A 23,039-nucleotide genomic window follows, 5' to 3' on the forward strand; every position below is an offset into this window, starting at 1 on the left:
ACTTACGGAATAACGGGTGGATATTAATCCCTAGATTGAACCGAGAAATGCTGATTTTTGTCTAACTATTGAATCGAGACTATTTAATCAGGTGAATTCCTCAAAAAAAGAGAAGCCGTAATGATCAGCTCCTCATCAAACCTTATGTTCTCTTATTGACCAAAAACACGTCCTTTATCATTCACATAAACTGTCTTGACCAGTGTTCGATTGAATGTATTCTTCCCCTTTTTCCCTGTTATATCAATCGTCACATTATAGACGCCTTCTCCAAGTGACGGCAGTTTTAATAACCCTTTCTTTGGCTTAATTTTACTTTCTTTTATCTTACCATTCTTATAAAATTCAATTGTCATATCTTCTTGAATGCTCACATCACGATCCTTCTTCTTCAAACTGATTTGGCCCTGATCCATACTTACGCTCACAACATCATTCATCATACTATCAAAAGAAACATTCAATAAATATTTATCCAGGCTTTGAGAGTCAGATTCAAGAGTCCATTCCCCCGGAGGCGGAGTTTTAATCGTAAGTGTATGATGATAGGCTCCGTTAAAATAATCACTTTCATCCTTACTTACATTAAAAGAAGAATAAATTTTATTCTCTGGATCTTTCAGAATCAAACGGGAGGAAGGATTGTTGCTCATCCAGTCAAAAGTGACCGAACTTGCACCCTCTTCCACTTGGATTTTCTCTTGAGTTTTCCCACTGTATTCCCCACCCCTGAAATATGAGTCTGCCTCATTATTGAAGGATGCACGTTGAGTCAACGCTTTCGAGGAATTGATTGTTGTTTCGTTCAAGTAATCCTTAAATAAATTAAAGGTCGACGAACCTTCTTTAATGCTGTAGTGATTCCATCCCCCCACCTTCAATTCCGTTGCGTAAGGGAGTCTTGAGTTATTGACTGTAACCGCCCCATCATTACTTCCATATCCGGAGAGGTATAATCCCCCCCAATATAGGGAACTTCCAAAGCTTCCCCACTTCGTTCCACCAAACGTATAGAATGGAACCTTACTTACATTGGCATTCTGATCCGTTTCAGACCGAAAGTAGCTCATATATCCTGTTTGCAATGAGTAGGTGGCATCATTCTTGCTGCCAAGGATGCCGGCAAGCCAACCTGCCCAGCAGCTATATGCGAGATCTGCCAGCTGAGATCCGTAATGAGGCGTCGAGAGGGTGATGACCCTTGAAACGTACGGGTAGGCGCCATAGTGAACAAGGGCTGACTGAGTGTCGATGCCTCCTTTACTATGAGCCACGACCACCACTTTTTCTCCGTAATAATTGTATATGTCACGGATCTTCTGAGAGAGCAGTGCGCCGTTGTCCCACATATTCTTTGTTGGATACAAATCGATAAAAGCGGTTTCATAACCGTTTTGATAAGCGGTTTCATACATATTGTTTTCATTCCACCAAGTATTGGAAGAGCTGTTCAAACCGTGAACAAATAGAATCGGCTGCTTGGCTGGTGCCACATATGATGGACTCGTGCCAACATACCACTGACCCGGCACCCCTGAAGGGTCTTCAGTCCAGGAACCCGCCTGACTCCAGGATGGCAGTAATAGAAACAAAGCCAAAACGGTCATGCTAATCTTTTTGATCATACCCTCTCTCCTTTTCCAATGTGATAAACATGTAAAGTATATCGGTGGGGATAAAAAGATATGACTCACATTTCTAAATTGTGTAAAAAGCACTAACAGGAGAAAAGTACATCACCCAACTTTCTCTTTCAATATAGAAGGAAACATGCTAAGTTCTAAATACACAACCGATATCGAAAACCGATATTGATTTCCGATAAAAAAGGAGGGTCTTTATGGAAGAAAGAGTCTTGCGGAAATTATTCCTCGGATTCATTCAAATACACATTCTTCACCATGCGAAAGAAGAGCCTATATATGGCACATGGATGCTCGATGAACTGAAAGAACATGGGTACAGCATCAGTTCGGGTACATTATATCCCATCCTTCATTCGATGGAGCAGGATGGATTGCTACTGAAAGAAAACAAAAATGTCGAAGGTAAAATCAGAAAATATTATACAACCACTCCTAAAGGGAATGAGGTTTTGATTGAAGCCAGGAACAAAGCATTTGAGCTTTTTAAAGAAATAAAATAAGTGGGTGAATGAGTATTGAACACAGCAAGTAGAATTAAAACATTAATAGAGATCCTTTTCATTTCAACGAAATTGGGTTTTACATCTTTTGGGGGGCCAGTTGCCCACCTTGGTTACTTCCATGAAGAGTATGTACGCAGGAGAAAGTGGATGGATGAAAAAAGCTATGCCGATCTCGTCGCATTATGTCAGTTTCTCCCAGGCCCTGCAAGCAGTCAGGTTGGGATGGGCATCGGTATTATGCGTGCCGGCATCCTTGGTGGAATGGTCTCCTTTTTGGGATTCACACTTCCCTCGGTCATTGCCCTGATCCTGTTTGCCATCCTTCTCGTCGGAAGTGACGTATCCAATATGGGATGGATACATGGTTTGAAGATTGTAGCAGTTGCAGTGGTGGCTCATGCGATTTTAGGGATGGCCGCTAAATTGACTCCGGACTTAAAGAGGAAGACCATCGCCCTCCTTGCTTTAGTGATTCTATTGATGTGGCAAACCGTCATTTCACAAGTTGTGGTGATTTGTCTATCTGCACTCATAGGGTTTCTACTATATAAGAACGAGTCAGCAGATGATGAAGTACGAATGGAGTTTCCGATTTCCCGAAAGACTGCGGTCATCTCCTTATCCGCCTTTTTATCATTACTGATCGTTCTTCCCTTTCTGAGAGAGATAAGTTCATTGGAATGGGTTGCGCTCTTCGATAGTTTCTATCGATCCGGAGCCTTGGTATTTGGCGGTGGCCATGTTGTTCTCCCTCTTCTTGAAAGGGAGTTTGTTCCGACAGGATGGTTAACAGAAGAACAGTTTCTTGCAGGCTATGGCGCAGCTCAGGCAGTCCCCGGCCCCTTATTTACATTCGCCGCCTATATTGGTGCGGTGATAAATGGCTGGAAAGGCGGATTACTGGCAACAGTCGCAATATTCCTTCCCGCCTTCCTTCTCATCACCGGTGCATTGCCCTTCTGGGACACCCTTAGACGGAATCCCAAGATCAAAGGGGCATTGATGGGAGTCAACGCTTCCGTGGTAGGAATTCTGATAGCCGCGTTTTACCATCCTATTTGGACTTCTTCCATCCTGGCACCGACTGATTTTGCTCTCGCAGCGATTTTATTCAGTATGTTGGTCTATTGGAAGCTTCCTCCATGGATTGTCGTCATTTCAGGTGCACTTGGCGGATTAATATTGGAGTTGATGTAACGTGCGCTGTGTTTCAATCATTTGGAATACACATGGTAGAGGCTAAAAGAAATAAAAGAACCGGGAACTTTCTCTAACGTGTTCGGTTTTGGAGTACAAAATAGTAATTAGAACACATTTTAGAGACACAATTCTCCATATGAATTGGTGTCTCTTTTTTTATTGGCCTTTAATTTATATTAGCACAATAATAGATCGTGAAATGATGTTCTTAAACTAACCAAGCAGGATAGTGAAAAAAGCAATAAGAGAAAAATTTGTAAAATGATATACTTATAAACAGGGGGAGATAAAATGATTTTAGAAGATAAAAGGAGACCAGATATGGTTTTGGAGAAGGTTATAAAGAAGATCAATATTCAGAGTGAGTACAAGATTTTTGTAGAGGAGTTTACAGCTAGCTTGCTTTCAGAGTTCAGCGGGAAGATTCACAGTATTTATATGTGTGGCTCCATTCCTAAAGGTACTGCTAAGCCATTTAAGTCTGATGCAGATTTTACAATAGTATGTGAAAGACCAGAAGATATAGATTATGATAGAGTATCATGTCTGAAGGACCAGATTTTACAAAAATATCGATTCGTAACTAAGGTTGATACGGTTATTTGTTCACTGGATGATGTAAGAAGTAAGCCCAATGAATGGGGATTTTGGATCAAGATAATCTGTGTTTGTATACATGGTACTGATATTGGCGAAGAAGTACCGCCTATTCTTATTTCACCTGAGTTCATATTGGACTTGAATTCAGACACTCAAGAGGCAGTGGATCGCGTTCGCGGTTTTCTATCTAATGCCAATGATGACGCATTGAAATCTAGATATACCAAAGGTTACTCAAAGAAATTAATTCGTGCATTATACTCTTTGGTTTTAGAAGATACAGGGGTTTGGCAAGATGACATTACTAAGATGAAGAGTGCCATATCAGATTATTGCACTATTGATTCAGCTTTAGTTGACTATCTGTATTCGTGTTACTTGGATAGTAATGTAGATGTTGAAGAATTTCTGGTGATTGCAGAAGAAGCATATAGTTATATCGAGAAGGCTTTAACTGCATTGGCTGCTTTCAGAACTTCCTCCGCCTAACAGCGAATTGACGACATGAATTTAAATTTCTATGATGAATTGGATAAATTGACAGCCAAAACGTTATCCAATACCTTTACACAAGACAATTTAAACCAACACAATTTCTATTTTAACTTCAACATAAAATCCCATATATTAGAGAATATTTGTTAGTTAATATTTTTTAGTAATAGAAAAAACACAGTAAAATACTGTGCTTTTTCTGGTTTTAACTTACTTGTGTTTTGTGTTTTCTTTTATTTTGTATTATTTTTTGATAAAACGATAAGCCAAATAAGCTATATATAACGGGGTTGCGATGTAAATCAAATATGGGAATTCCTCGTACGTACCCTTAAAAATGACATATAGTAATGCTCCGATGAATATCGTCACGATTGTACCATACTTAGGCAACGGGACTTCCTTCAAACTCGGGATCCTGATTCTGCTTACCATTAAAAAACACATAGCCGTAAAAATGACCGTTGTTACGATATTCGGAATCCAGTCGCCGAATAATGTCAGAATGGCCAGGATTCCTCCCGCAGCTGTAATGGGGACGCCAACAAAGTAGTGCAGGGACGATTTTGGTGGGCTTGTATTGAATCTGGCAAGACGGTATGCCCCGAATAAAGGGAAAAGGCCGGCTACAATGAATCCTAATAATCCAAATTGAAAAAAGTATGTATAGTATACAAGAAATGATGGCGCAACACCAAAGGTCACAATATCAGCCAAAGAATCCAATTCCTTACCAAGAACGCTGTCTGCATGAAGCATTCTTGCAAGTCTTCCATCCATACTATCAAGCATCATGCCAATAATGATCAAGACCGCGGCATTTTTAAATTGTCCACTTGCTGCAAATCCAATGGATAAGAATCCACAGTATAAATTCCCCAGGGTTACCATATTGGGGATTTTTTTGGTTAGTTTCATTTTTCAGTCCTCACTCTGTCAAAGATTCTACTATTACTAGAATACCACTTTATTTATACTCATAAAGAAAATCGTGAAAAAAATCCAATGAATCCCCTAAAAAAGTACAATTCCAATTTACATTCGATTAAATTAGACATACTATAAACTAAGAAGACCATTACAAATGAGTACAAGAACAAAATTTCAACATATTTGGTGATTTGAACATGATTAGAAAAAAACTGCGGGAATTAAAGTGCCTCACATTAAAGTTACTTCGTCTAAAGGACAATGCACATAGTATCGCATTGGGATTCACAGTCGGTCTATTGATTAATTTTGTTCCATCCTTCGGCATCGGACCGGTCATCTCAACAGCATGCGCAAAAATATTCAAGGGTAACTCATTCGCTGGATTAGTTGGTGGTGTCTCTTTAATTTGGGCATTCCCCTTTTTCTTTTACCTGAACCTTGCAATGGGCCACCTCATCTTCCCATTGGATCCCACGAGTGATGTAGTAGGAGTGGGTCTGCAAATTGGGAAAGCCTTTTTTATCGGTATGCTAATCAATATCCCTATCTTCGGCACTCTGATCTACTTCATCATGAATTCTGCAGTGAAAAAATACAGGGTAACAATGCTTACATTTGTACAAAGGAAATGGAATGTGTGAAGATTTCTTTCTCCCTTTTAATTGAACATCAATTAAATAGTTGAAACCATTCCTCCCTCTTAACCGTATATTCTTATAGAAAACCTTTCGACAGATGACCATTTTTTCACTATTTCATCTTTCACTTTGTTATAATTTAACTACTATAAGTGGAGCATGAAATGAGAAAGAGGAGGATTGAAATGACTGGAACCATTGCAGTAATCATGATTTTTTCCATACCCATTCTCGGTATCATTACAGACCATTTCCAAAAACAATCCAAGTATAAACAGAAAATGATAGAAGATGAACTCGAGCTTGAAAAATTGAAACATGAGAACTTCATCATCGAGACTCAGAAAATGAGACTTGAATTAGAAAAAATGAACCTCGAAGATCCTAAAGAAAAAACCCATACTTCATTATAAAAACGCCACTATGGCGTTTTTATTTGTTATGGGTAAATCCAGGCTTTTTTTCAAATTCGTAAGTCATCCTATCAAATAACCGAAAATACTTCTTGACTTTAACGCTTAAAAGCGTTTAAGATATAAAGCATCGTAATCATACATATTTATTAAGCTACGATGGAATTGCAGTAGTGGACTCCTCCCTGTTATAGAGAGCTGGTGTTGCTGGAAGCTGGCACATAGGAGTTACATGAATTACGTTTCCGGAGCTTCCTGTTCTTCGTTTGAACAGGACGGTAATTGTCCGTTATCAATTTGAGTGGTAAGTATACAAGCTTACAATAAGGGTGGTACCGCGATTAATTTCGTCCCTGCTGAATTTTTCAGCAGGGATTTTTTGTATGATTTTACTTTGGTGCATAAAAGCGTTTAAGTGTTAAACAAATTAATTCTGAGGAGAAAATATTATGAATCAATCTATTCCAAGTCATTTACGTCCATTTGTTGCAAAGCAGCATTACCATGCCTACACCCCAATCGACCATGCAGTATGGCGATATGTTATGCGACAGAATCATCACTTTCTTGAGGACACCGCCCATGAAGCATTTACGGAAGGATTAAAATCATCCGGAATCAATATAGAGGAAATCCCCAAGGTAAGTGATATGAACAGACATTTGGCCAAAATAGGCTGGGGTGCCGCGACTGTCGATGGATTAATTCCCGGTACAGCTTTCTTTGACTTCCAGGCACATGGAATTCTGCCGATTGCAACAGACATCCGTCAAAAATCAAATATCGAGTATACACCTGCCCCTGATATCTTGCATGAGGCGGCTGGCCATGCTCCGATCCTGTTCGATGAAACATACTCAACCTTTGTTAAACTGATTGGAAATATTGGAGCCAACGCTTTTGCAACGGAGGAAGAACATGAAGTATTTGAAGCAACCAGACATTTATCAATCGTGATGGAGGACCCCAATTCCGCAGACGAAGAGATCTGTGAGGCGAAAAGGGTGTTAGCGGAAAAGCAGGATGCTGTAACCGGGCTCTCTGAAGCAGAACAAGTTTCCCGTATCTTTTGGTGGACTGTCGAATTTGGTTTGATTGCTGGTTTGCATCAACCGAAGATTTTCGGTGCTGGTCTCCTTTCGTCAGTCGGTGAAAGCAAGCACTGTTTATCCAATTCCGTGACCAAGCGTCCATTCTCCATCGAAGAAGCCATTCAAACAAGCTATGATGTCACCTCTATGCAACAGCAATTATTTGTATGTGAAAGCTTCGAACAACTCATTAAAATGGTGGAGAAATTCGGAGAGACATTGGCTTTTCGCAAAGGTGGTACGGAAGCAATTGAGAAAGCCATTCGATCTAATCAAATCGCTCACATAGAATTCAATTCAGGGTTACAGGTAACGGGGGTCTTCAAAGAAGTGATGAAAGATGAGCTCGGTAAGGCAATTTACGTTAAGACAAGCGGTCCAACCGCGCTTTCTGCCCAAAATGAGCAGCTGGTACACCATGGAACGGATCGACATGCAGACGGATTCGGTGCTCCGACCGGAGTACTTCAAGGTGGAACCTCTCTTGTATATAAAACTGAAGCTGATTTAAAGAAGCTAGGCATAGAAGTAAATAAATTAATGCAAATCACCTTTGAAAGCGGTATTGAAGTTTCGGGACATGTGACGGACATGGTATTTCACCATGGACATATCATTCTCCTTACCATTGATGAGTGTTTGGTTACTTATGGGGATCGCGTTTTATTTCATCCTACCTGGGGAGCATTTGATTTAGCCATCGGATCTGAAATCGTTTCTGCTCGACCATATGCCGCTGATTATGATGCTTTTTTCGACATTAAACCTTCGGGCGATGAAGATAAGGACAGAGAATCTCCATCTCTTACACCACTTGAGAATCTGTTTGCAGAAGTAAGAGAACTGAGGGAAGTCTCCTTCTCTATTGATCTCATTCATAGCGTAGTAGGTAAATTAAAAGTCGAATTTCCTGAAGAATGGCTTCTCAGACTTGAAATACTTGAACTTCTTGAAGAGTATGAACCGGAGTCCCTTATAAAGCAGGAACTACTTAACGAATTGCTTGAATTAAAGAAACAAGATCGATTTGCACGTCTGATTGAAAACGGACTTGATGTGATCTACGATAGGAAAGGCGTCACGGCATGACGAAATTGAATGAGTCATACATTTCTCAAAAACTGAAGAACTTAGAAAAATGGCAGCTTAAAGAAGGAAAATGGATCGTAAGGAAATACCGTTTCAAGGAGTACCTTGAAGGGATAAGGTTTGTAAACCGATTGGCTGAACTAGCCGAGAAAGTGGATCATCATCCCTTTATTACAATTCAGTATAAGCTCATTATTGTAGAATTGACATCTTGGAATGAGAAGGGATTGACCGATGTAGATTTCGCTCTAGCAGAAAAGTATGATCAATTATTTGTTGAATTGAATTGAACATAAGATGCAGTCAATATGAAGACTGCATCTTCTTTATGAGCTAAACCAAATATTCTTCTGCCAGGGATGGATTTAAGTACCTTGCCATACCGGTCTTCAAATTTTTCAAACCGTGTTTTCTATAAAAAGCTTCATTCCCTGTAGTCGAGATCAGTTGAATACATGATATGTTTTTAAGTTGTTCCAATAAATCTCTCATAATATAACTTGCGATTCCCCTTCGCTGGTAATCACGATGGACGACTACATCATAAATCGTCGCATTGAAAACGCCATCCGTCAGTGCTCTTCCCACTCCGACAATGCGCCCATCGTAGACAGAGATGGAAACAACATCACTCCTTTGAAATATGATAGAAATCACTTCAATCGAATGTTTCATCCAACCTACTGATTCATACACATCTTTGATTTCATGGAGTTGACCCTCTTCGAATTGGTTAACGATTGTTACTTTCACCATTAAGTCTCTCCTCAATCTATATTCTCAATAGAGTATTTCATTTTCAAAAATTCATAAATGCTTCCGTTTGTTTGTTGCATAAACCTCCCTAAAGCTTGAAACCCGACTTTCGTATACACTTTAATCGCACGTTCATTAAAAGTCGCCACGGACAGACTAAAGGAACTTGCAGAATACTGAGTTCTTGCGAATTCCAAACCAGCTTCCGTAAATTCCTGTCCCTTCCCTTTTCCAGTGAAATCCGGTCTCATTCCCAGTCCGATATCTACAGTTTCATTCTTTAATACATGAAATGAATAAAAACCAATCATCTCACCATTTTGAAATACGGAATAAATCGAGTTTCCACGCTGTTTTTCATCTAAGAATTCAGCTAAGTCTTCTTCATCTGCCGCCATATCATAAAAAGCATATTCCCCCTCGTATTTCCATTTTTCTGCAATATGTTCAGCCTGCTCCTGTGACATGATTTGAAACGTATAACTCATAAAAATCTCCTTTTCATCGAAAAAGTTTTAACTTTTTTCTTCTAAATCCTATAATCCTCTCACCCTTACAATTTACAGTTTGGTCTCTTCATGATTAATCAAGGTTCCCCACTTCTTACCTGAGCAAATTCTTTTCATTGTTCCCACCTGCTCAAAGTTAAAGATGTGCACGGGCAGTTTATAGTCACGTGCTAACAGGAGAGCTGACTGATCCATGACCTTTATATTATTTTTGACGACGTCATCATAATTTAAATTATGATACATCTTCGCCTCTTTATTCCGTTTAGGATCAGAGGTGAATACACCATCCACCCCTTGCTTCGCTACCAGGATCGCATCACTATTCGTTTCTATTGCTCGTTGGACACTGGGATAATCCGTCGTAACGAACGGCTGCCCGTTCCCCCCTCCGAAAATGACGATGTATCCTTTATCCAGATGGTGGACGGCCCTGAGACGTATATACGGTTCTGCGACAGTTGAGACAGGGATTGACGTCATGACTCTTACTTCTTTATCTGTTTTGCTTTTGAGAACACCCCTTAACATCAAGCTGTTAATGATTGTCCCGAGCGTACCTATACTGTCAGCCTCTACCCGCTCGATTCCCCAAGCATCTGCCAAACTGCCCCGAAAGATATTGCCTCCTCCCACCACTAACGAAACTTCGATTCCCATGTCTACAATCGACATGATTTCGTTTGCAATATGTTCTAGCTCTGCTGTTCCAAAGTTATTCCCTTCGTTATCAGCCAATGCGCCACCGCTTAATTTAATTAACACTCTCTTATATCCCATTTACTTCCCTCCCTGACATAAAAAAAAGCTAAAAAGTAAAGAATTACTTTTTAGCTCTTGCATAGAAAAGAAGAAATACTGCTAGAGTCCCGGTGCAAAGTGCTCATTTCTTCTCCCCCATTCTTTCTATTCTGAATTTTCCTTCTGTTAGTTTATAGAAAATACAGGAAATGGTCAAGTGGAAATTAGTAACTTCTACCTTTTCAGCAAAAGAAAATTTCCCCTATTTATTCTGTTACATCATCTCGCCATTCAGTTTATGGATCACTTCTTTTACTTGAAGTACTCCCAGATTACCCTCCTTCCTTTTTCTGAGCGCAACCGATTGTTGCTGGATTTCTTTATCCCCTATAACCATCATATAAGGAACTTTCTGCATCTCGGCCTCCCTGATTTTCAATCCCATTTTCTCAACGCGATCGTCTAGTTCAACCCTAAATCCTTCCCTTTCTAATTGAGACTTCACTTCTTGTGCGTATGGAATATGCACTTCGGAAATTGGAAGAATCTTCACCTGATGTGGAGCTAACCAAAGGGGAAAATCCCCTCCGAAATGTTCAATGATGATGGCCATGAAACGTTCAATCGATCCATAGATAGCGCGATGGATCATTATCGGTCTTTGAACCTGATTATCATCACCAATATATTCACACTGGAATTTTTCAGGCATCTGGAAATCAAGTTGAACCGTTCCACACTGCCAACTCCTCCCCAGGCAATCCAGAATATGAAAGTCGATCTTAGGTCCGTAGAAGGCTCCATCTCCATGGTTGATATGATAGTCGACGCCTCTATCTTGCAATACGCCCTCAAGATCACCCTCTGCTTGATTCCATAGGGCAACTGATCCCATAAAATCCTCGGGGCGAGTCGAAAGCTCAACTTTATAATCGAAGCCGAATTTCCCATAGAATCGATCAATGAGATCGAGCACTTTATGCAACTCTGCCCGAATTTGATCTTCCCTTACGAAAAGATGAGCATCATCTTGAGTGAAGGAACGAACTCTCAATAACCCGCTTAATGATCCTGATAGCTCATGACGATGTACCAGTCCAAGCTCCCCATAACGGATAGGCAACTCCCGGTAGCTTCGTCTCTTGCTCTTATAAATCAACACGGCTCCTGGACAACTCATCGGTTTGATGGCATATTTCTGATCATCCACTTCAGAGAAATACATATTTTCATGATAATGATCCCAGTGACCTGACTTCTCCCACAATTCTTGTTTCATCATGATCGGCGTCCTGATTTCCTGATAACCTGCCTTCAGGTGCTCCTTCTTCCAAAAGTCCTCCAATTCATTTCGCAGCAACATTCCTTTCGGTAAGAAAAAGGGCATCCCAGGAGCCTCCTCCATTGAAATGAATAATTCAAGCTCCTGACCCAATTTCCTGTGATTTCTCTTTTCTACTTCTGATTGAATAGACATCTATTTTCCTCCTTATGATTTTTTATATAAAAAAAGCCGCATTCATCCCTAACCAAGGGACGAATGCGGTCGTGGTACCACCCTAATTCCGAAGTGCCAAAATAGCCCTTCGCTCAAAGTTGATAACGGTTTGCCCGATTATGGATACTGTAACTTCCCCATAATAGCTCCAAGGTGGTAAACCATTTTCCTTTCTTCAGGGCTTGCAGCCTGATGACCCTGTTCTCTGGTAAGAAAGCCAAAATGTTCATGTCCTCTTCTTCGCACTGTATTCAGTTCAATAAAAAAACCGCACTCATCCCTAACCAAGGGACGAGTGCGGTCGTGGTTCCACCCTAATTTCGAAGTGTAAAATATCATACTTCGCTTAAGTAAGATAACGGTTATCCCGATTATGGATACTAAAACTTCCCCATAATAGCTCCGAGGTGGTAAAACATTCACTTCTCTTCAGGGCTCTCAGCCGGTGACCCTGATCTCTGAACAAGAGATTTACGAATGAATCATGTCCTCTTCTTTGCTTTCGTATAATATATTCGAATTCTGATAAAAGTGTTATTGAAATTATATGGGAGTATTTTCTAACTGTCAAGAGTCATATTAAACAAAAAACATCAAAATGATACCGACTAGAATAAGGCGGTAAACGGCAAATGGTAAAAGCTTGACTTTATTGATTACTTTTAGAAAGAAGCGGATCGAAATATAAGCAAAAAGGAAAGCACTTATAAATCCGACTATTAAGAACGGCATGAATTCCGCATTGAAATACATCCAGTTTTTCATAAGTGACAACCCACTTGCCCCCATCATAATCGGCACTGCCATGATGAAGGTGAAATCCGAAGCAGCCCGATAACTTAAGCCGAGTAATACACCTCCGGAAATCGTTGAACCGGATCTTGAGAAACCTGGCCATAATGAGAGACATTGAATCAGTCCAATCATCAAAGCCTTCTTATGGGTGATGCCATCAACGGTTTCCACCGTTTTTACTTTTGGCCTGAACAGATCCGCAGCGATCATGAGAAATGCGCCGATCACTAAGCCTGCAAGGACACTGTTGATAGAAAATAGATGCTCATCGATATAATCTTCAAATAATAAACCGAGGATGACCGCTGGTAGTAGCCCAACGAATATATGAGTTAGTCTTAATTTGGATGATCTCTGTTCGTTTCTTGTGTTCATTCGCAACAAGTCTTTGAATCTATCCCGAAACACGATGACCACGGCAAGGATGGACCCTAGCTGTATAACTACTTTGAACGTATTCGCAGGGTACTTCCCCAATACCTCTTTCGATTTGATCCAGAGGTCGTCCACTACGATCATATGCCCCGTGGAGGAAACGGGCGCAAACTCCGTCAGTCCTTCTACCATCCCGAGAATAAATGCCTTGAGCAGTATAATATATTCCATGTTTTTTCTCCTCTAAAATAGGTGATGTTTTTTCACTTGTTTTGAAAAAGAAGCTCTTCTCATTACAATCTAGAATATAGTACTACAACTCAATCCAGTGGACAATAAGAACTTATACACATAAAAAAACACAGAAACAGGTGCTAACCTATTTCTGTGCCAATAGGTAGTATGGTCAATGGATATCTTTCTTCTTGAACCTTCCCCCTCTTACCTCAGCTATATCGGCTATGGCAAGAAATGCGGAAGGATCATGCTCCGCCACGATGTCCTTCAACTTGGCCTCCTCAAGACGCGTGATGACACAGAATATCACTTTCTTGTCATCTCCTGAAAAAGCCCCTTCTCCCTTTAAATAAGTAACACCCCTGCCTAACCGGTGAAGAAGGGCATCCCCGATTTCCTCGTAATTTTCACTGATGATCCAAACGGACTTAGATTCATCCAACCCTTTTATCGTAATATCTATGATTTTAAACGCTACATAATAGGCAAGTAACGAATACATCGCTCTATCCCAACTAAAGACAAATCCTGCACTAGCTAAAATGAAAAGATTCACAAACATAATGATTTCACCGACTGAGAAAGGAAGCCTTTTACTGGATAAGATGGCGAGGATTTCAGTTCCGTCGAGGGACCCGCCGTATCGAATGACCATGCCTACCCCAATACCAAGAACGATTCCTCCGAATAATGATGCCAATAGAATATCTTGAGTAAAGGCTGCAACTGGGTGGAGGAAGGTTGTAGAAATCGATAGAATGACAATGCCATAAAGCGTAGAGAATGCGAAGGTTTTCCCGATTTGTTTATAACCGATGAAGAAAAAGGGGATGTTCAAGATGAAGATAAAAAGTCCTAGCTTAATGCCCGTAATATGCGAAAGCATGATTGATACACCAACGATTCCTCCATCGATGACCTGGTTGGGGACAAGAAATATCTCAAGACCGACAGCCATGATCACAGCTCCGATCGTTATCAGAATCGTCCTTTTCACTACCTCTTTCAAAGGGATCTTCTTATGCATGACCTTCACTTGCCGGGGTTCATGTATGATCTCACCTTCCATCACCATTCCTCCTCTTTAAAGATACATTCACTCTACATCAGCTGAAAAACGGAAATGTCTAAACCCTCAATCCAAATCACACCGACTATGTATGCTGCCTTCCTGACCAACCCCACATAAAAAGCTTGTATAATGTATATATTCCATCCTCCGAGCTAAAATTCCTTTAATTAGGGAGGGACGGACCTTGAATTTAGCACTCATCAAGCAGGAACGAGGTGCTTACATCCACCCCAATCGTGCTTTAACACTACATTTCTCCGTGGTGGGGTTCCAAAATAACAGTGATATTGGAGGTCCGTCCCTCATAAGGCAGTAGGATTTGACTAATACGGAAAAATGAAGTATTTTTAGTATTTGTATGTTCATGTTTCTATGAGCTTTGAGCAGCGATCTTTAGTTATGTAGTTTTTTGGAGGCTTTACTTTGATTACATTAATCAAATCATTACTGGTCAATATTACGATTTTATTTTCTTTCACTTATAACGCCAATGTTTTGTTTCCTTTTAAGGATACACAAAAATCCGCCTATAAACACAAGATCACTTATGGACTGGTTGCATCATTTGGCGCACTCTTATGTATGCTCTATCCAATTGAAACCCTTGGAGAGACTCACTTCGATCTGAGAATGATTGCGATATTGATTGTGACGATCTATGCCGGTTTACTATCCGGATCTATCGTCCTCTCTTGCGTCATCATATTCCGCTATATTATCGGTGGTCCTTACGTCGGCGTGGGGATTGCTGTTTCAGTGCTGGCATTTGTGATTGGTATCCTCTTCCGCAGCTTTCTATTGAAAACACAGTTTAAGTTAATAGTAAGTACGATAATCTTTATCATTCACGCCATTCTGTACATCATCATCATCAACATGTTCGTCCCGATATTGCATCTGCCATTTTATTTCATTTATTTTTCCGTTTTCTACTTTACATTTCTTGCGTTGGTATTCATTATTGAGCATTTGATCCGCACGAATAAACAAATAGAAGAGATGGTCTATATGGATAAACTGAATATGGTCGGACAGATGGCTGCATCGATAGCCCATGAGATACGCAACCCCCTTGCAACTGTGAGAGGATTTATACAGCATCTAAGCGAGGATTCAGAGGATGACCGATTAAAGAAATATTCTCCTCTCATCCTGAATGAACTGGATCGAACGAACAAAATCATTACAGATTATCTAAGTGTCGCAAAACCGAGCAGCTTTAAATTATCCAGGCTCAACCTTAATAATATTATTAGGGATTGTGTGGATTTGTTAAGGCCGTTTGCAGCGTATTCCAACACTTCGATCCATTTCGAAAAGGTCGGATCCCACTATATTAAGGGTGATGAGGATCATATGAAGCAAGCCATCATGAATGTGATTAAAAACGGTATTGAATCCATTGAAGACCGAGGCGAAATATCTATCAATCTCAAAGAAGATCCCTTTACACAATCCGTCATCATTATTATTTCAGATAATGGAAAAGGAATGACCGGAGATGAATTGAAGAAAATAGGTTTACCCTTTTATACTACTAAGACCAAAGGGACGGGACTCGGAAGTATGGTTACAAATAAGCTTATTCGTGAAATGGGTGGAATGATCGAATACGAAAGTGAATTAAATAGAGGAACAGTTGTCAAGATTCGACTGCCGGTTTAATCCCAAAAATAAACTTCTAAAGAGCAAGAGCCTCGGTTTTTCCCAGGCTCTTTTCTTATGGGCTGGTCTTCGCTTGATTCTACTGAACTATGATACACTTATATTATCAGGATTTTCCAATAATCTCATAGAAAGAAGGAATTATTTGGTGAGCAAAAGAGGCACGTTCCTATTTTTATTCTCTGTGATCATAGCATTCAGTATTTTCTCGATTCTAAACAAACCGACTGAAGAAGATTTTAAGAAGTGGCTCTATAATGAGCATCAAATCGACTGCAATGAAGACTGTTCCATCGTAGAATTGGAGAGTGTTCATGGGGACATAACCGAAAGAATAAAATATTCTGATGCAAGTGGGACATATTCTCCCGGTCTATTCACTCTCCGCATAAACAGACAGTATAAAAGTTTAAATGATCCTGAGCAAATGATCACGATCGATGTGATTGGATTTAATGGCAGATTCTATCCCCTGCATTCTGAGGAGGAGCTGTAAAAGGAAATCGACTAATTTACATAATCAAATTACAGTCAACCACACTCTCCACCTTTTCTATTTAAAACCAATAGGCCAGGACAAAAATGTTCAACCTAAATAAAAATCCGAACGAGGATTCGAATCCTGTTAAGGTTAACGAATCGTTCGGATTTTTATTGTATTAAAACCATATTGAGGGATTTTCCAGGTACCAGCAGTTGATAGGAGTGCAACGGAGACTTCTGGCTTGGGTATATAAAGTTATGCCCCGGCCTCATTAATTGCTCCTATTCCAGAAACCTTAATAAATCACCATACAAAATATCATCTGACATCCTTAATTCTTTACGTACCAATTCCTTAAATGGTTCGCATCTTGATTCACTGACTGATTTCTCGCTCTTCTTACTGTAACAAACATTGTCTTGAAAGATGTATTCCTTAGTAATGAAATCTCCATCTCTGAAAATGACTGGATGATTTTCATCACGGGTGAACAGACTGTGACCGAACGAAAGGGTATCCTTCGATCCAATTCCCAATAAATGAAGGACGGTGGCCCGAATATCAATCTCTCCTCCAATGGTTTCAATCGTTTTACCTTCTTGTCCGGGAACATGGATAATAAGGGGAACCTGCTGAAGCTTGGCATGATTCACTGGAGTATCCTTCTGACCTAGGAGCTCGAACACACCTTGTTCATATTTTTCGGAAATCCCGTAATGATCACCATAAAGGACCACAACCGTATCATCATACAACCCATTTGCTTTAAGATTCTCAAATAAAGCCTTAATCGCTTCATCCTCATATCGCACCGTTGTCACATACCGGTTCACAACATCTTCTCTCGTGTCCGCCTGTTCAATGAACTGATCTCCTTCTTCCAACAGAAAAGGGAAATGGTTTGTCAATGTGATAAGACGGGTATAGAATGGCTTGGGAATTTTCTCGAGAAGGGACGTCGTCTGTTCGAAAAAAGGAATGTCCTTTATACCGTAATTCACCGAATTTTCTTCCGTTACATTGTAATCTCTCTTGGAGAAATAACGATCGTACCCAAGAGCCTTATACATGTATTCACGGTTCCAGAATGTCCGGTCATTCCCGTGAAAAACCGCTGCAAAATAATCTTTCTTCTCTTTCAGGATATGAGGTAGGCTCCTGTATGTATTATCCGGTTTCCTTACAAAAGCTGATCCGCTTGATAAAGGGTATAATCCCGTATCAATCATAAATTCTGCATCTGATGTTTTCCCCTGTGCCGTCTGATCATAAATATTGCTGAAGTATAAACTGTCCTTTATCAATGAATTTAGAAACGGTGTAATTTCTTCTCCATTGACTTTTTGGTTGATAACAAAATTCTGAGTGGATTCCATACTGACTAAAATCAGGTTTTTCCCTTCAGCAACCCCAAATAAGTCAGAAGGTTTTTTCTTTGAGGATTTTGTGTATTGAATGGATGCCTCCGTGTCCGATTTACTTGCAAGAAGCTGTGACAATGGGTTCGTTGCTGCAATCCCGATATCGTAAAGGTGGTAATTAAATGGGCCAACAGATTTCACCAGTTGCTCCCTGTCATATGACTCAGCAAATAAATATGGGGATTTTAGTAATCCAATTATTAAAGTAATCAATAATAAAAACATACTAAATCCTAAGTAGTTTAATTTCCATATTCGTGACAAATTGACGGATTCCGTCTTCTTTGTCTTGAGTATCCAGCCTGCTAATATGAGATCAGACAATAAGAGAACATCCCAGGGGCTCATCAATTCAAAGGTACTCGGGCCAATCCCCCCCACATTTTTAAACTGAAAAAGGATTGGGACTGTTATGAAATCCGAATAAAACCGGAAGTACAGAAGGTCCCCGTACAGGAGCCCGGTTGCAATCCCCATAATAAGAACAAGGAGAAATGGTTTCACCCTTTTAAAGAAGTAAAAGCTGAATCCGATCAGGAGCATTAACGATCCAACCGGATTGAAAACAATAAGTAATAAGTCCAGGAAAGATTCTATTTGAAGGTTAAAACCGATAAGCGATACAACGACGGTTTTTATCCATAGTGACAGTATTGCAACACCCAGCAATTGATTTTTTCTTAATCCAATAAGAAAATCTTTCACCCTACTCATTGCATTACCTTTGTATCAATCATTTTCTGAAATTCTTTGTTGATCATCGCCATTGCATTCAAAACCTTTCTTTCATTATGCGATCCCATTAGTGCTATCTGTACCCAATTTTTGTTGAGGAGATATCCACTTTCATAACTTAATAAGATACCATTCTTTTTACAGGCATCCCCGAATTGTCTACTACACTGTTCCCTATTTAGTTCAATCGTAATCACACCGGGTGAATACGATTCACCTTCTAGTATTGTTAACCCCCCTTCCTTTAATAACTGCCTAACTTTCTTTGATAGTTCGAGATTTTTTTCATAATCGACCACCCTCATCGCTTCCTTTAGAGCACTCAGAAGGTTGGATGAGTGAGTATATGGGACTCCTTTGTTCTCCGTATACATTCCCACATCCAGGTATCTTGGAATCGATTGATTTGGTTTCATTTCATCACGATGAAAAATAAGCGCCAGTCCGGGATAAGATCCGAGTGCCTTACCACTAACCGAGGTGGCAAGGTAAACATTTTTAAGATCAATCGGAACTGCCCCAACTGAACTGCACGCATCTATACAGAGCTCTACATTGTATTTATGGCAGAGTGAAAGCAGTTCCCCAATATCATATAAGTACCCTGTAGAAGTTTCACAATGAACCGTCCACAGCCATTTTATGCCCGGATCACATTGAAGGACAGCCTCTATTTCTTCTATTGTAATTATTTCATTCCATTCCTTTTCAATGGTTTGAAAAGATAAATCGAATCGTTTTCCGTGGTCCACCAACCTCGATCCAAATTCTCCATTCGCAAGAATCAGGCCGTTTCCAGCAGCACTTTTCAATTGGGCGGCCACCATGTCATTCGCAAGGGTACCGGTGCCCACTGCAACCTGTACATGATTCGCATGTGTCATTTCACATAAGTTCTTTCTTATTTCTTCCATTTCTTTCAGAAAAACGCTGCTCCTATGAGATAATGCGTCTGTCTTAAATGCATCTTCCACCTTTTTATGACGAGGTACGGGACCTGGGAGTAGTGAATATGGACGTTCTTCAAACGTCTTCCGAATCATTAAGCGCTGAAACGCTTTTGTCGAATTCTCAAAGCTTTCACGAGTCAGGTACATAGGCTGAAACCTCGCATGTTCATCACCAACAAGATTGGCAAACGGACGAAAGCCGATACGTTTATATAGTTTAAGTTGACGAACGGTACCTGAAATGAGTGCAGTCGTATATCCCATCTCTAAACAATATGATACCAGGCATTCACATAATTGATAAAATACCCTCGTACTTCTATACTCTTCTTTTACAGACAGTAGTCTGATTTCACATGGAACGGCATGTTGAGGTAAATACTTATCCAAGTCCTTCAGCTTTTGATCTAACGAGAAAGGGCGTTCTGACCGAACAGCGATCATTCCGACAACTTCAGTTTCAGCCTTTGCTATCACATATGTATTCTCATCATGAAACCTATCTTTAAGCTTGCGACTATCATTCTTTTGATGTTGAGGGATCTCCTCTACAAAAGTTTGATAATTTAAGGAATATATTTGTTGAAACTCATCTGGATCGCTAGCAATCTTATATTTAAGAGCCTGATTACTCATTATTGTACCTCCTATGTTTAAACTGAATGATGAAATGACCGATTGTGGAAAACAAGGACAGTCATGAATAGAAGCCCCAAGCCTGCTGATAATATGAATGAATCCTCAATCAGAAATGATGTGATCGGTATGGTCCCCATTGAAATGAAGCCCGCCATGGTGTACCTCCTGATGACTAGATATAAAACACCCATCATGATGGCGAAGATTCCGATACAGAGCGGGCAGAGAAATAAAGCTGAAGCCAAGTATGCTACAACCCCTTTTCCTCCATGAAATCCAAGTTGTACCGGAAACAAATGACCAATCAACACCAAAATCGAGCTTAAAACTAGATAGCCCTCTCCCTTTAGTAGGGTGGAGGTGATAAGTAATGCCAGGATCACTTTACCTGCATCAATCAGGATTGTTAGTAAGAACCCCTTCTTACCTGTCACCCTTCCTGCATTAGTAGCTCCTACATTTCCGCTTCCAACCTCCCTGATATCTTTTCCACTGAGTATCCTCACTACATAATAAGCTCCTGTTATACTGCCCAGCATGTAAGAAATCACTAGGATCACACTTACTGTCAAGCTATGAATCATCTTCCATGCTCCCTGCTTTTTATATATGTTAATAGACGTTTGAATGAAGTGAAAAGTTTCATAAATTTACCTTTTTCCCTCTTCTTTTCTCCTTATTAAGAAAAAAGGGGCATAGAGAATGAGAAAAATAAAAAAGCTGATCGCTTCAAGAGAAATGAGGTACCATGGATATTCCCCCAAATAGTCGATCGGACTTGCATTGTTAGGTTTATGCATTAGAAACATGTAATTCGCGCCTACCAGTTTATTAACCGTATAAGCTACTATCGCAATTCCATTCAAAGCAAGGAATGCCCTGATCAAGGAACCGAATGTCAGACTGAATTTCTCTACCCAAACCATGTATAAACAAGCCAATACAATCGTCAAATGTGCCAGGAAAAATTGAAAATACCTGAAGTGAGGAAATCCAAAAAACAACTCTGGAGTAAGAATGGCAATAAATGCACCTGACATACTTGCAAAGAAACTCACCTCAAAGATTCTATAGCTATTGGTTAATAACATGATCGTACAGAGATACAAGGATAGTGAACATAATTGGAAAGGAAGATTAATGGTAAGGTCCCAATGACCATTTATGAAATACCACGCCTGAAAAGAAACCTCACTCAAAATAAGTATAACAACCAGCAACCACTTCAACAAACTTCCCTGAATTTGGTTTCTGCTTATGTATAACCCCATCATGCATCCCACAGAAACAACAATGGCCGCAATATGAGAAACCGAAAACAACTCAAACGGATACTCCCCATACCTGAAATTCAAAATCTCCCGAAACATACCCTCACCACCCCAACAAACTACCATCCATACTATATTCTCCCAACACCCCTTCATTTCCTTTAAGGGACGGACCTCATTTTCCAAGTTTCTATTCCTTATATACAGCCATTTTCCACCAATCTGACAGGGACGGACCTCCCATCAGTGTCCTTCCATTAAATATTTTCATAAGAACACCTCCCAATAGAAAAGCAAAAAAAAATCCCATTCCAAAATTGAAATGGGATTCAAGACTATTGAACCTTCCGCAATGGGAGATTCTGATTTCTGTAGATGAAATCAAGGGCAAGCCGGTTGAATTCAGTCGGCCTTTCTACATTACAAACGTGCCCGCAATCTTCAAGATATACAATCACGGCAGAGGGATCCCCTTTTGTATCTTCATAAAGTGATTCAACGAAAAGATGATCTTCTTTCCCAGATATGTAGAGCTTTGGAATATGTGATGCCTTTTCCTGTACGGAGGCATAAGTTGCTTTAATATATGGTGTAAGTCTATACCACGCCAGAAAATCCTGCCGCTTCATTCTCTTCGCTTCCCGGATGAACAATTTCCTTGAAATACTATGATTGCTTCTTGGCATCATGACATAGGCAAATAATTTATATAACCACATGAACGGCATTATGTTCTTTACTGCATGACCAATCTGCAACAAGGTGTTTGAGAACAGTGTAAATCGAGTGATGCACCCTCCCAAAACAGCTGATTTAACACGATCGGGATTCTGCTGCATCAGATGGTGAATGACGACTGAGCCGAGGGATATCCCGATAAAATGGGCCCGTTCAATATTGATTTCATCTAGCACCTCCACGACTTCACGTACAATTAAATCAATCGTAAAAGGTTCATCAAAAGATTCAACCCCTGGTGATCTGCCATGACCAGGTAAGTGAATCGTCACTACATTGTAATTCTTCTTGAAGGTTTCCAATTGTTTGCAAAAGATCTTTGATGTTCCCCCTATTCCATGAAGGAATACCACATATTCTTTGCCGACTCCCTGATGTACGATGTATTCTAGCATCCATTTCTCCTTAAAAACAGCACAACCTACCAAAAGAATAGAATGAATCATGGAAATGAACCAAGGACCGTAGTATCGAAAATAACGGTTTTGACAAATCTGCACGATTCACCCAACACTTTTGAAGCCTTACCTTAATGTATCTTTATT

The 23,039-nt window shown here is 40.0% G+C and carries 23 protein-coding genes and 3 other annotated features; of the genes, 10 read left to right on the forward strand and 13 right to left on the reverse strand.

Annotated elements, in window-relative coordinates; genetic code table 11:
* Positions 1-152 precede the first annotated feature (152 nt).
* A complete protein-coding gene (locus tag KYJ26_RS17750; protein WP_219168720.1) occupies positions 153-1,625 on the reverse strand; it encodes an esterase/lipase family protein in 1,473 nt (490 codons plus the stop codon).
* 215 nt (positions 1,626-1,840) lie between these two features.
* Between KYJ26_RS17750 and KYJ26_RS17755 the strand changes: the two genes are divergently transcribed.
* The 3 genes from KYJ26_RS17755 (at position 1,841) to KYJ26_RS17765 (ending at position 4,438) form a co-directional block, all read left to right on the forward strand.
* On the forward strand, positions 1,841-2,146 hold the full coding sequence (locus KYJ26_RS17755) for a PadR family transcriptional regulator (protein ID WP_219168721.1): 306 nt from the start codon (positions 1,841-1,843) through the stop codon (positions 2,144-2,146).
* 33 nt (positions 2,147-2,179) lie between these two features.
* Positions 2,180-3,346, forward strand: coding sequence for a chromate transporter (locus KYJ26_RS17760; RefSeq protein WP_374939778.1), 1,167 nt, complete (start codon positions 2,180-2,182; stop codon positions 3,344-3,346).
* 324 nt (positions 3,347-3,670) lie between these two features.
* Positions 3,671-4,438, forward strand: a complete 768-nt coding sequence (locus KYJ26_RS17765; RefSeq protein WP_219169342.1) for a nucleotidyltransferase domain-containing protein — start codon at positions 3,671-3,673, stop codon at positions 4,436-4,438.
* A 249-nt stretch (positions 4,439-4,687) separates the two neighbouring features.
* Here the strand turns inward: KYJ26_RS17765 and pssA are convergent, their stop codons facing one another.
* Complete coding sequence (gene pssA / locus KYJ26_RS17770; protein WP_219168723.1) at positions 4,688-5,362, reverse strand: CDP-diacylglycerol--serine O-phosphatidyltransferase; 675 nt, start codon at positions 5,360-5,362, stop codon at positions 4,688-4,690.
* A gap of 209 nt (positions 5,363-5,571) precedes the next feature.
* On the opposite strand from pssA, the gene KYJ26_RS17775 reads away from it, so the two are divergent.
* The 4 genes from KYJ26_RS17775 (at position 5,572) to KYJ26_RS17790 (ending at position 8,898) form a co-directional block, all read left to right on the forward strand.
* Entirely contained in the window at positions 5,572-6,018 is a 447-nt protein-coding gene (locus tag KYJ26_RS17775; RefSeq protein ID WP_219168724.1) for a DUF2062 domain-containing protein, read from the forward strand.
* 182 nt (positions 6,019-6,200) lie between these two features.
* Positions 6,201-6,428, forward strand: coding sequence for a hypothetical protein (locus tag KYJ26_RS17780; protein WP_219168725.1), 228 nt, complete (start codon positions 6,201-6,203; stop codon positions 6,426-6,428).
* Positions 6,429-6,575: 147 nt separating this feature from the next.
* Positions 6,576-6,786 (forward strand) — a binding site (T-box leader).
* Positions 6,787-6,877: 91 nt separating this feature from the next.
* Entirely contained in the window at positions 6,878-8,608 is a 1,731-nt protein-coding gene (locus KYJ26_RS17785; RefSeq protein WP_219168726.1) for an aromatic amino acid hydroxylase, read from the forward strand.
* Positions 8,605-8,898 (forward strand): 4a-hydroxytetrahydrobiopterin dehydratase, encoded by a 294-nt coding sequence (locus KYJ26_RS17790; protein ID WP_219168727.1) that lies wholly within the window; start codon positions 8,605-8,607, stop codon positions 8,896-8,898. Before KYJ26_RS17785 ends, KYJ26_RS17790 begins: the two co-directional genes overlap by 4 nt.
* Positions 8,899-8,941: 43 nt before the next feature.
* On the opposite strand, the gene KYJ26_RS17795 is transcribed toward KYJ26_RS17790, so the two are convergent.
* The 6 genes from KYJ26_RS17795 to KYJ26_RS17820 form a co-directional block, all read right to left on the reverse strand.
* Positions 8,942-9,361: a GNAT family N-acetyltransferase gene (locus KYJ26_RS17795; RefSeq protein ID WP_374939779.1), complete on the reverse strand. Its 420-nt coding sequence runs from the start codon at positions 9,359-9,361 to the stop codon at positions 8,942-8,944.
* 14 nt (positions 9,362-9,375) lie between these two features.
* Entirely contained in the window at positions 9,376-9,852 is a 477-nt protein-coding gene (locus KYJ26_RS17800) for a GNAT family N-acetyltransferase (RefSeq protein WP_219168729.1), read from the reverse strand.
* A 72-nt stretch (positions 9,853-9,924) separates the two neighbouring features.
* The gene (gene pyrH / locus KYJ26_RS17805) at positions 9,925-10,653 is read right to left on the reverse strand and encodes a UMP kinase (protein WP_219168730.1); all 729 of its coding nucleotides are present in this window, start codon (positions 10,651-10,653) and stop codon (positions 9,925-9,927) included.
* 235 nt (positions 10,654-10,888) lie between these two features.
* Positions 10,889-12,091: a threonine--tRNA ligase gene (gene thrS / locus KYJ26_RS17810; protein WP_219168731.1), complete on the reverse strand. Its 1,203-nt coding sequence runs from the start codon at positions 12,089-12,091 to the stop codon at positions 10,889-10,891.
* A 52-nt stretch (positions 12,092-12,143) separates the two neighbouring features.
* Positions 12,144-12,362: a binding site (T-box leader), on the reverse strand.
* A 34-nt stretch (positions 12,363-12,396) separates the two neighbouring features.
* Positions 12,397-12,618 (reverse strand) — a binding site (T-box leader).
* 73 nt (positions 12,619-12,691) lie between these two features.
* Positions 12,692-13,513 carry an undecaprenyl-diphosphate phosphatase gene (locus tag KYJ26_RS17815; RefSeq protein ID WP_219168732.1) on the reverse strand — a complete coding sequence of 274 codons (822 nt, stop codon included), beginning with the start codon at positions 13,511-13,513 and terminating at the stop codon, positions 12,692-12,694.
* Between the two features lie 175 nt (positions 13,514-13,688).
* On the reverse strand, positions 13,689-14,546 hold the full coding sequence (locus KYJ26_RS17820; RefSeq protein ID WP_374939780.1) for a YitT family protein: 858 nt from the start codon (positions 14,544-14,546) through the stop codon (positions 13,689-13,691).
* Between the two features lie 229 nt (positions 14,547-14,775).
* On the opposite strand from KYJ26_RS17820, the gene KYJ26_RS24060 reads away from it, so the two are divergent.
* The 3 genes from KYJ26_RS24060 to KYJ26_RS17830 all read left to right on the forward strand — a co-directional run bounded on the left by KYJ26_RS24060 (position 14,776) and on the right by KYJ26_RS17830 (position 16,752).
* A complete protein-coding gene (locus KYJ26_RS24060) occupies positions 14,776-14,907 on the forward strand; it encodes a hypothetical protein (protein WP_257475116.1) in 132 nt (43 codons plus the stop codon).
* A gap of 107 nt (positions 14,908-15,014) precedes the next feature.
* Positions 15,015-16,256, forward strand: a complete 1,242-nt coding sequence (locus KYJ26_RS17825; protein ID WP_219168734.1) for an ATP-binding protein — start codon at positions 15,015-15,017, stop codon at positions 16,254-16,256.
* 148 nt (positions 16,257-16,404) lie between these two features.
* The gene (locus tag KYJ26_RS17830) at positions 16,405-16,752 is read left to right on the forward strand and encodes a hypothetical protein (RefSeq protein ID WP_219168735.1); all 348 of its coding nucleotides are present in this window, start codon (positions 16,405-16,407) and stop codon (positions 16,750-16,752) included.
* Between the two features lie 269 nt (positions 16,753-17,021).
* Here the strand turns inward: KYJ26_RS17830 and KYJ26_RS17835 are convergent, their stop codons facing one another.
* The 5 genes from KYJ26_RS17835 to KYJ26_RS17855 form a co-directional block, all read right to left on the reverse strand.
* Positions 17,022-18,875, reverse strand: a complete 1,854-nt coding sequence (locus KYJ26_RS17835; RefSeq protein WP_219168736.1) for an LTA synthase family protein — start codon at positions 18,873-18,875, stop codon at positions 17,022-17,024.
* A complete protein-coding gene (locus tag KYJ26_RS17840) occupies positions 18,872-20,482 on the reverse strand; it encodes an aminotransferase class V-fold PLP-dependent enzyme (protein WP_219168737.1) in 1,611 nt (536 codons plus the stop codon). Before KYJ26_RS17840 ends, KYJ26_RS17835 begins: the two co-directional genes overlap by 4 nt.
* A 17-nt stretch (positions 20,483-20,499) precedes the next feature.
* Entirely contained in the window at positions 20,500-21,069 is a 570-nt protein-coding gene (locus KYJ26_RS17845) for a glycerol-3-phosphate acyltransferase (RefSeq protein ID WP_257475117.1), read from the reverse strand.
* Positions 21,070-21,135: 66 nt separating this feature from the next.
* Entirely contained in the window at positions 21,136-21,855 is a 720-nt protein-coding gene (locus KYJ26_RS17850) for a YwaF family protein (protein WP_219168738.1), read from the reverse strand.
* Between the two features lie 236 nt (positions 21,856-22,091).
* Positions 22,092-22,889: an alpha/beta fold hydrolase gene (locus KYJ26_RS17855; RefSeq protein WP_219168739.1), complete on the reverse strand. Its 798-nt coding sequence runs from the start codon at positions 22,887-22,889 to the stop codon at positions 22,092-22,094.
* Positions 22,890-23,039 lie beyond the last annotated feature (150 nt).

Source organism: Rossellomorea orangium, from assembly GCF_019334305.1.
Lineage (GTDB): Bacteria > Bacillota > Bacilli > Bacillales > Bacillaceae_B > Rossellomorea.

Bases quoted from the DNA above. Each gene is read 5' to 3' on its own strand.
- KYJ26_RS17750 (WP_219168720.1), bottom strand. From the start codon at position 1,625: ATGATCAAAAAGATTAGCATGACCGTTTTGGCTTTGTTTCTATTACTG.
- KYJ26_RS17755 (WP_219168721.1), top strand. From the start codon at position 1,841: ATGGAAGAAAGAGTCTTGCGGAAATTATTCCTCGGATTCATTCAAATA.
- KYJ26_RS17765 (WP_219169342.1), top strand. From the start codon at position 3,671: ATGGTTTTGGAGAAGGTTATAAAGAAGATCAATATTCAGAGTGAGTAC.
- pssA (WP_219168723.1), bottom strand. From the start codon at position 5,362: ATGAAACTAACCAAAAAAATCCCCAATATGGTAACCCTGGGGAATTTA.
- KYJ26_RS17775 (WP_219168724.1), top strand. From the start codon at position 5,572: ATGATTAGAAAAAAACTGCGGGAATTAAAGTGCCTCACATTAAAGTTA.
- KYJ26_RS17780 (WP_219168725.1), top strand. From the start codon at position 6,201: ATGACTGGAACCATTGCAGTAATCATGATTTTTTCCATACCCATTCTC.
- KYJ26_RS17785 (WP_219168726.1), top strand. From the start codon at position 6,878: ATGAATCAATCTATTCCAAGTCATTTACGTCCATTTGTTGCAAAGCAG.
- KYJ26_RS17790 (WP_219168727.1), top strand. From the start codon at position 8,605: ATGACGAAATTGAATGAGTCATACATTTCTCAAAAACTGAAGAACTTA.
- KYJ26_RS17800 (WP_219168729.1), bottom strand. From the start codon at position 9,852: ATGAGTTATACGTTTCAAATCATGTCACAGGAGCAGGCTGAACATATT.
- pyrH (WP_219168730.1), bottom strand. From the start codon at position 10,653: ATGGGATATAAGAGAGTGTTAATTAAATTAAGCGGTGGCGCATTGGCT.
- thrS (WP_219168731.1), bottom strand. From the start codon at position 12,091: ATGTCTATTCAATCAGAAGTAGAAAAGAGAAATCACAGGAAATTGGGT.
- KYJ26_RS17815 (WP_219168732.1), bottom strand. From the start codon at position 13,513: ATGGAATATATTATACTGCTCAAGGCATTTATTCTCGGGATGGTAGAA.
- KYJ26_RS17820 (WP_374939780.1), bottom strand. From the start codon at position 14,546: ATGCATAAGAAGATCCCTTTGAAAGAGGTAGTGAAAAGGACGATTCTG.
- KYJ26_RS17835 (WP_219168736.1), bottom strand. From the start codon at position 18,875: ATGAGTAGGGTGAAAGATTTTCTTATTGGATTAAGAAAAAATCAATTG.
- KYJ26_RS17840 (WP_219168737.1), bottom strand. From the start codon at position 20,482: ATGAGTAATCAGGCTCTTAAATATAAGATTGCTAGCGATCCAGATGAG.
- KYJ26_RS17845 (WP_257475117.1), bottom strand. From the start codon at position 21,069: ATGATTCATAGCTTGACAGTAAGTGTGATCCTAGTGATTTCTTACATG.
- KYJ26_RS17850 (WP_219168738.1), bottom strand. From the start codon at position 21,855: ATGTTTCGGGAGATTTTGAATTTCAGGTATGGGGAGTATCCGTTTGAG.
- KYJ26_RS17855 (WP_219168739.1), bottom strand. From the start codon at position 22,889: ATGCTAGAATACATCGTACATCAGGGAGTCGGCAAAGAATATGTGGTA.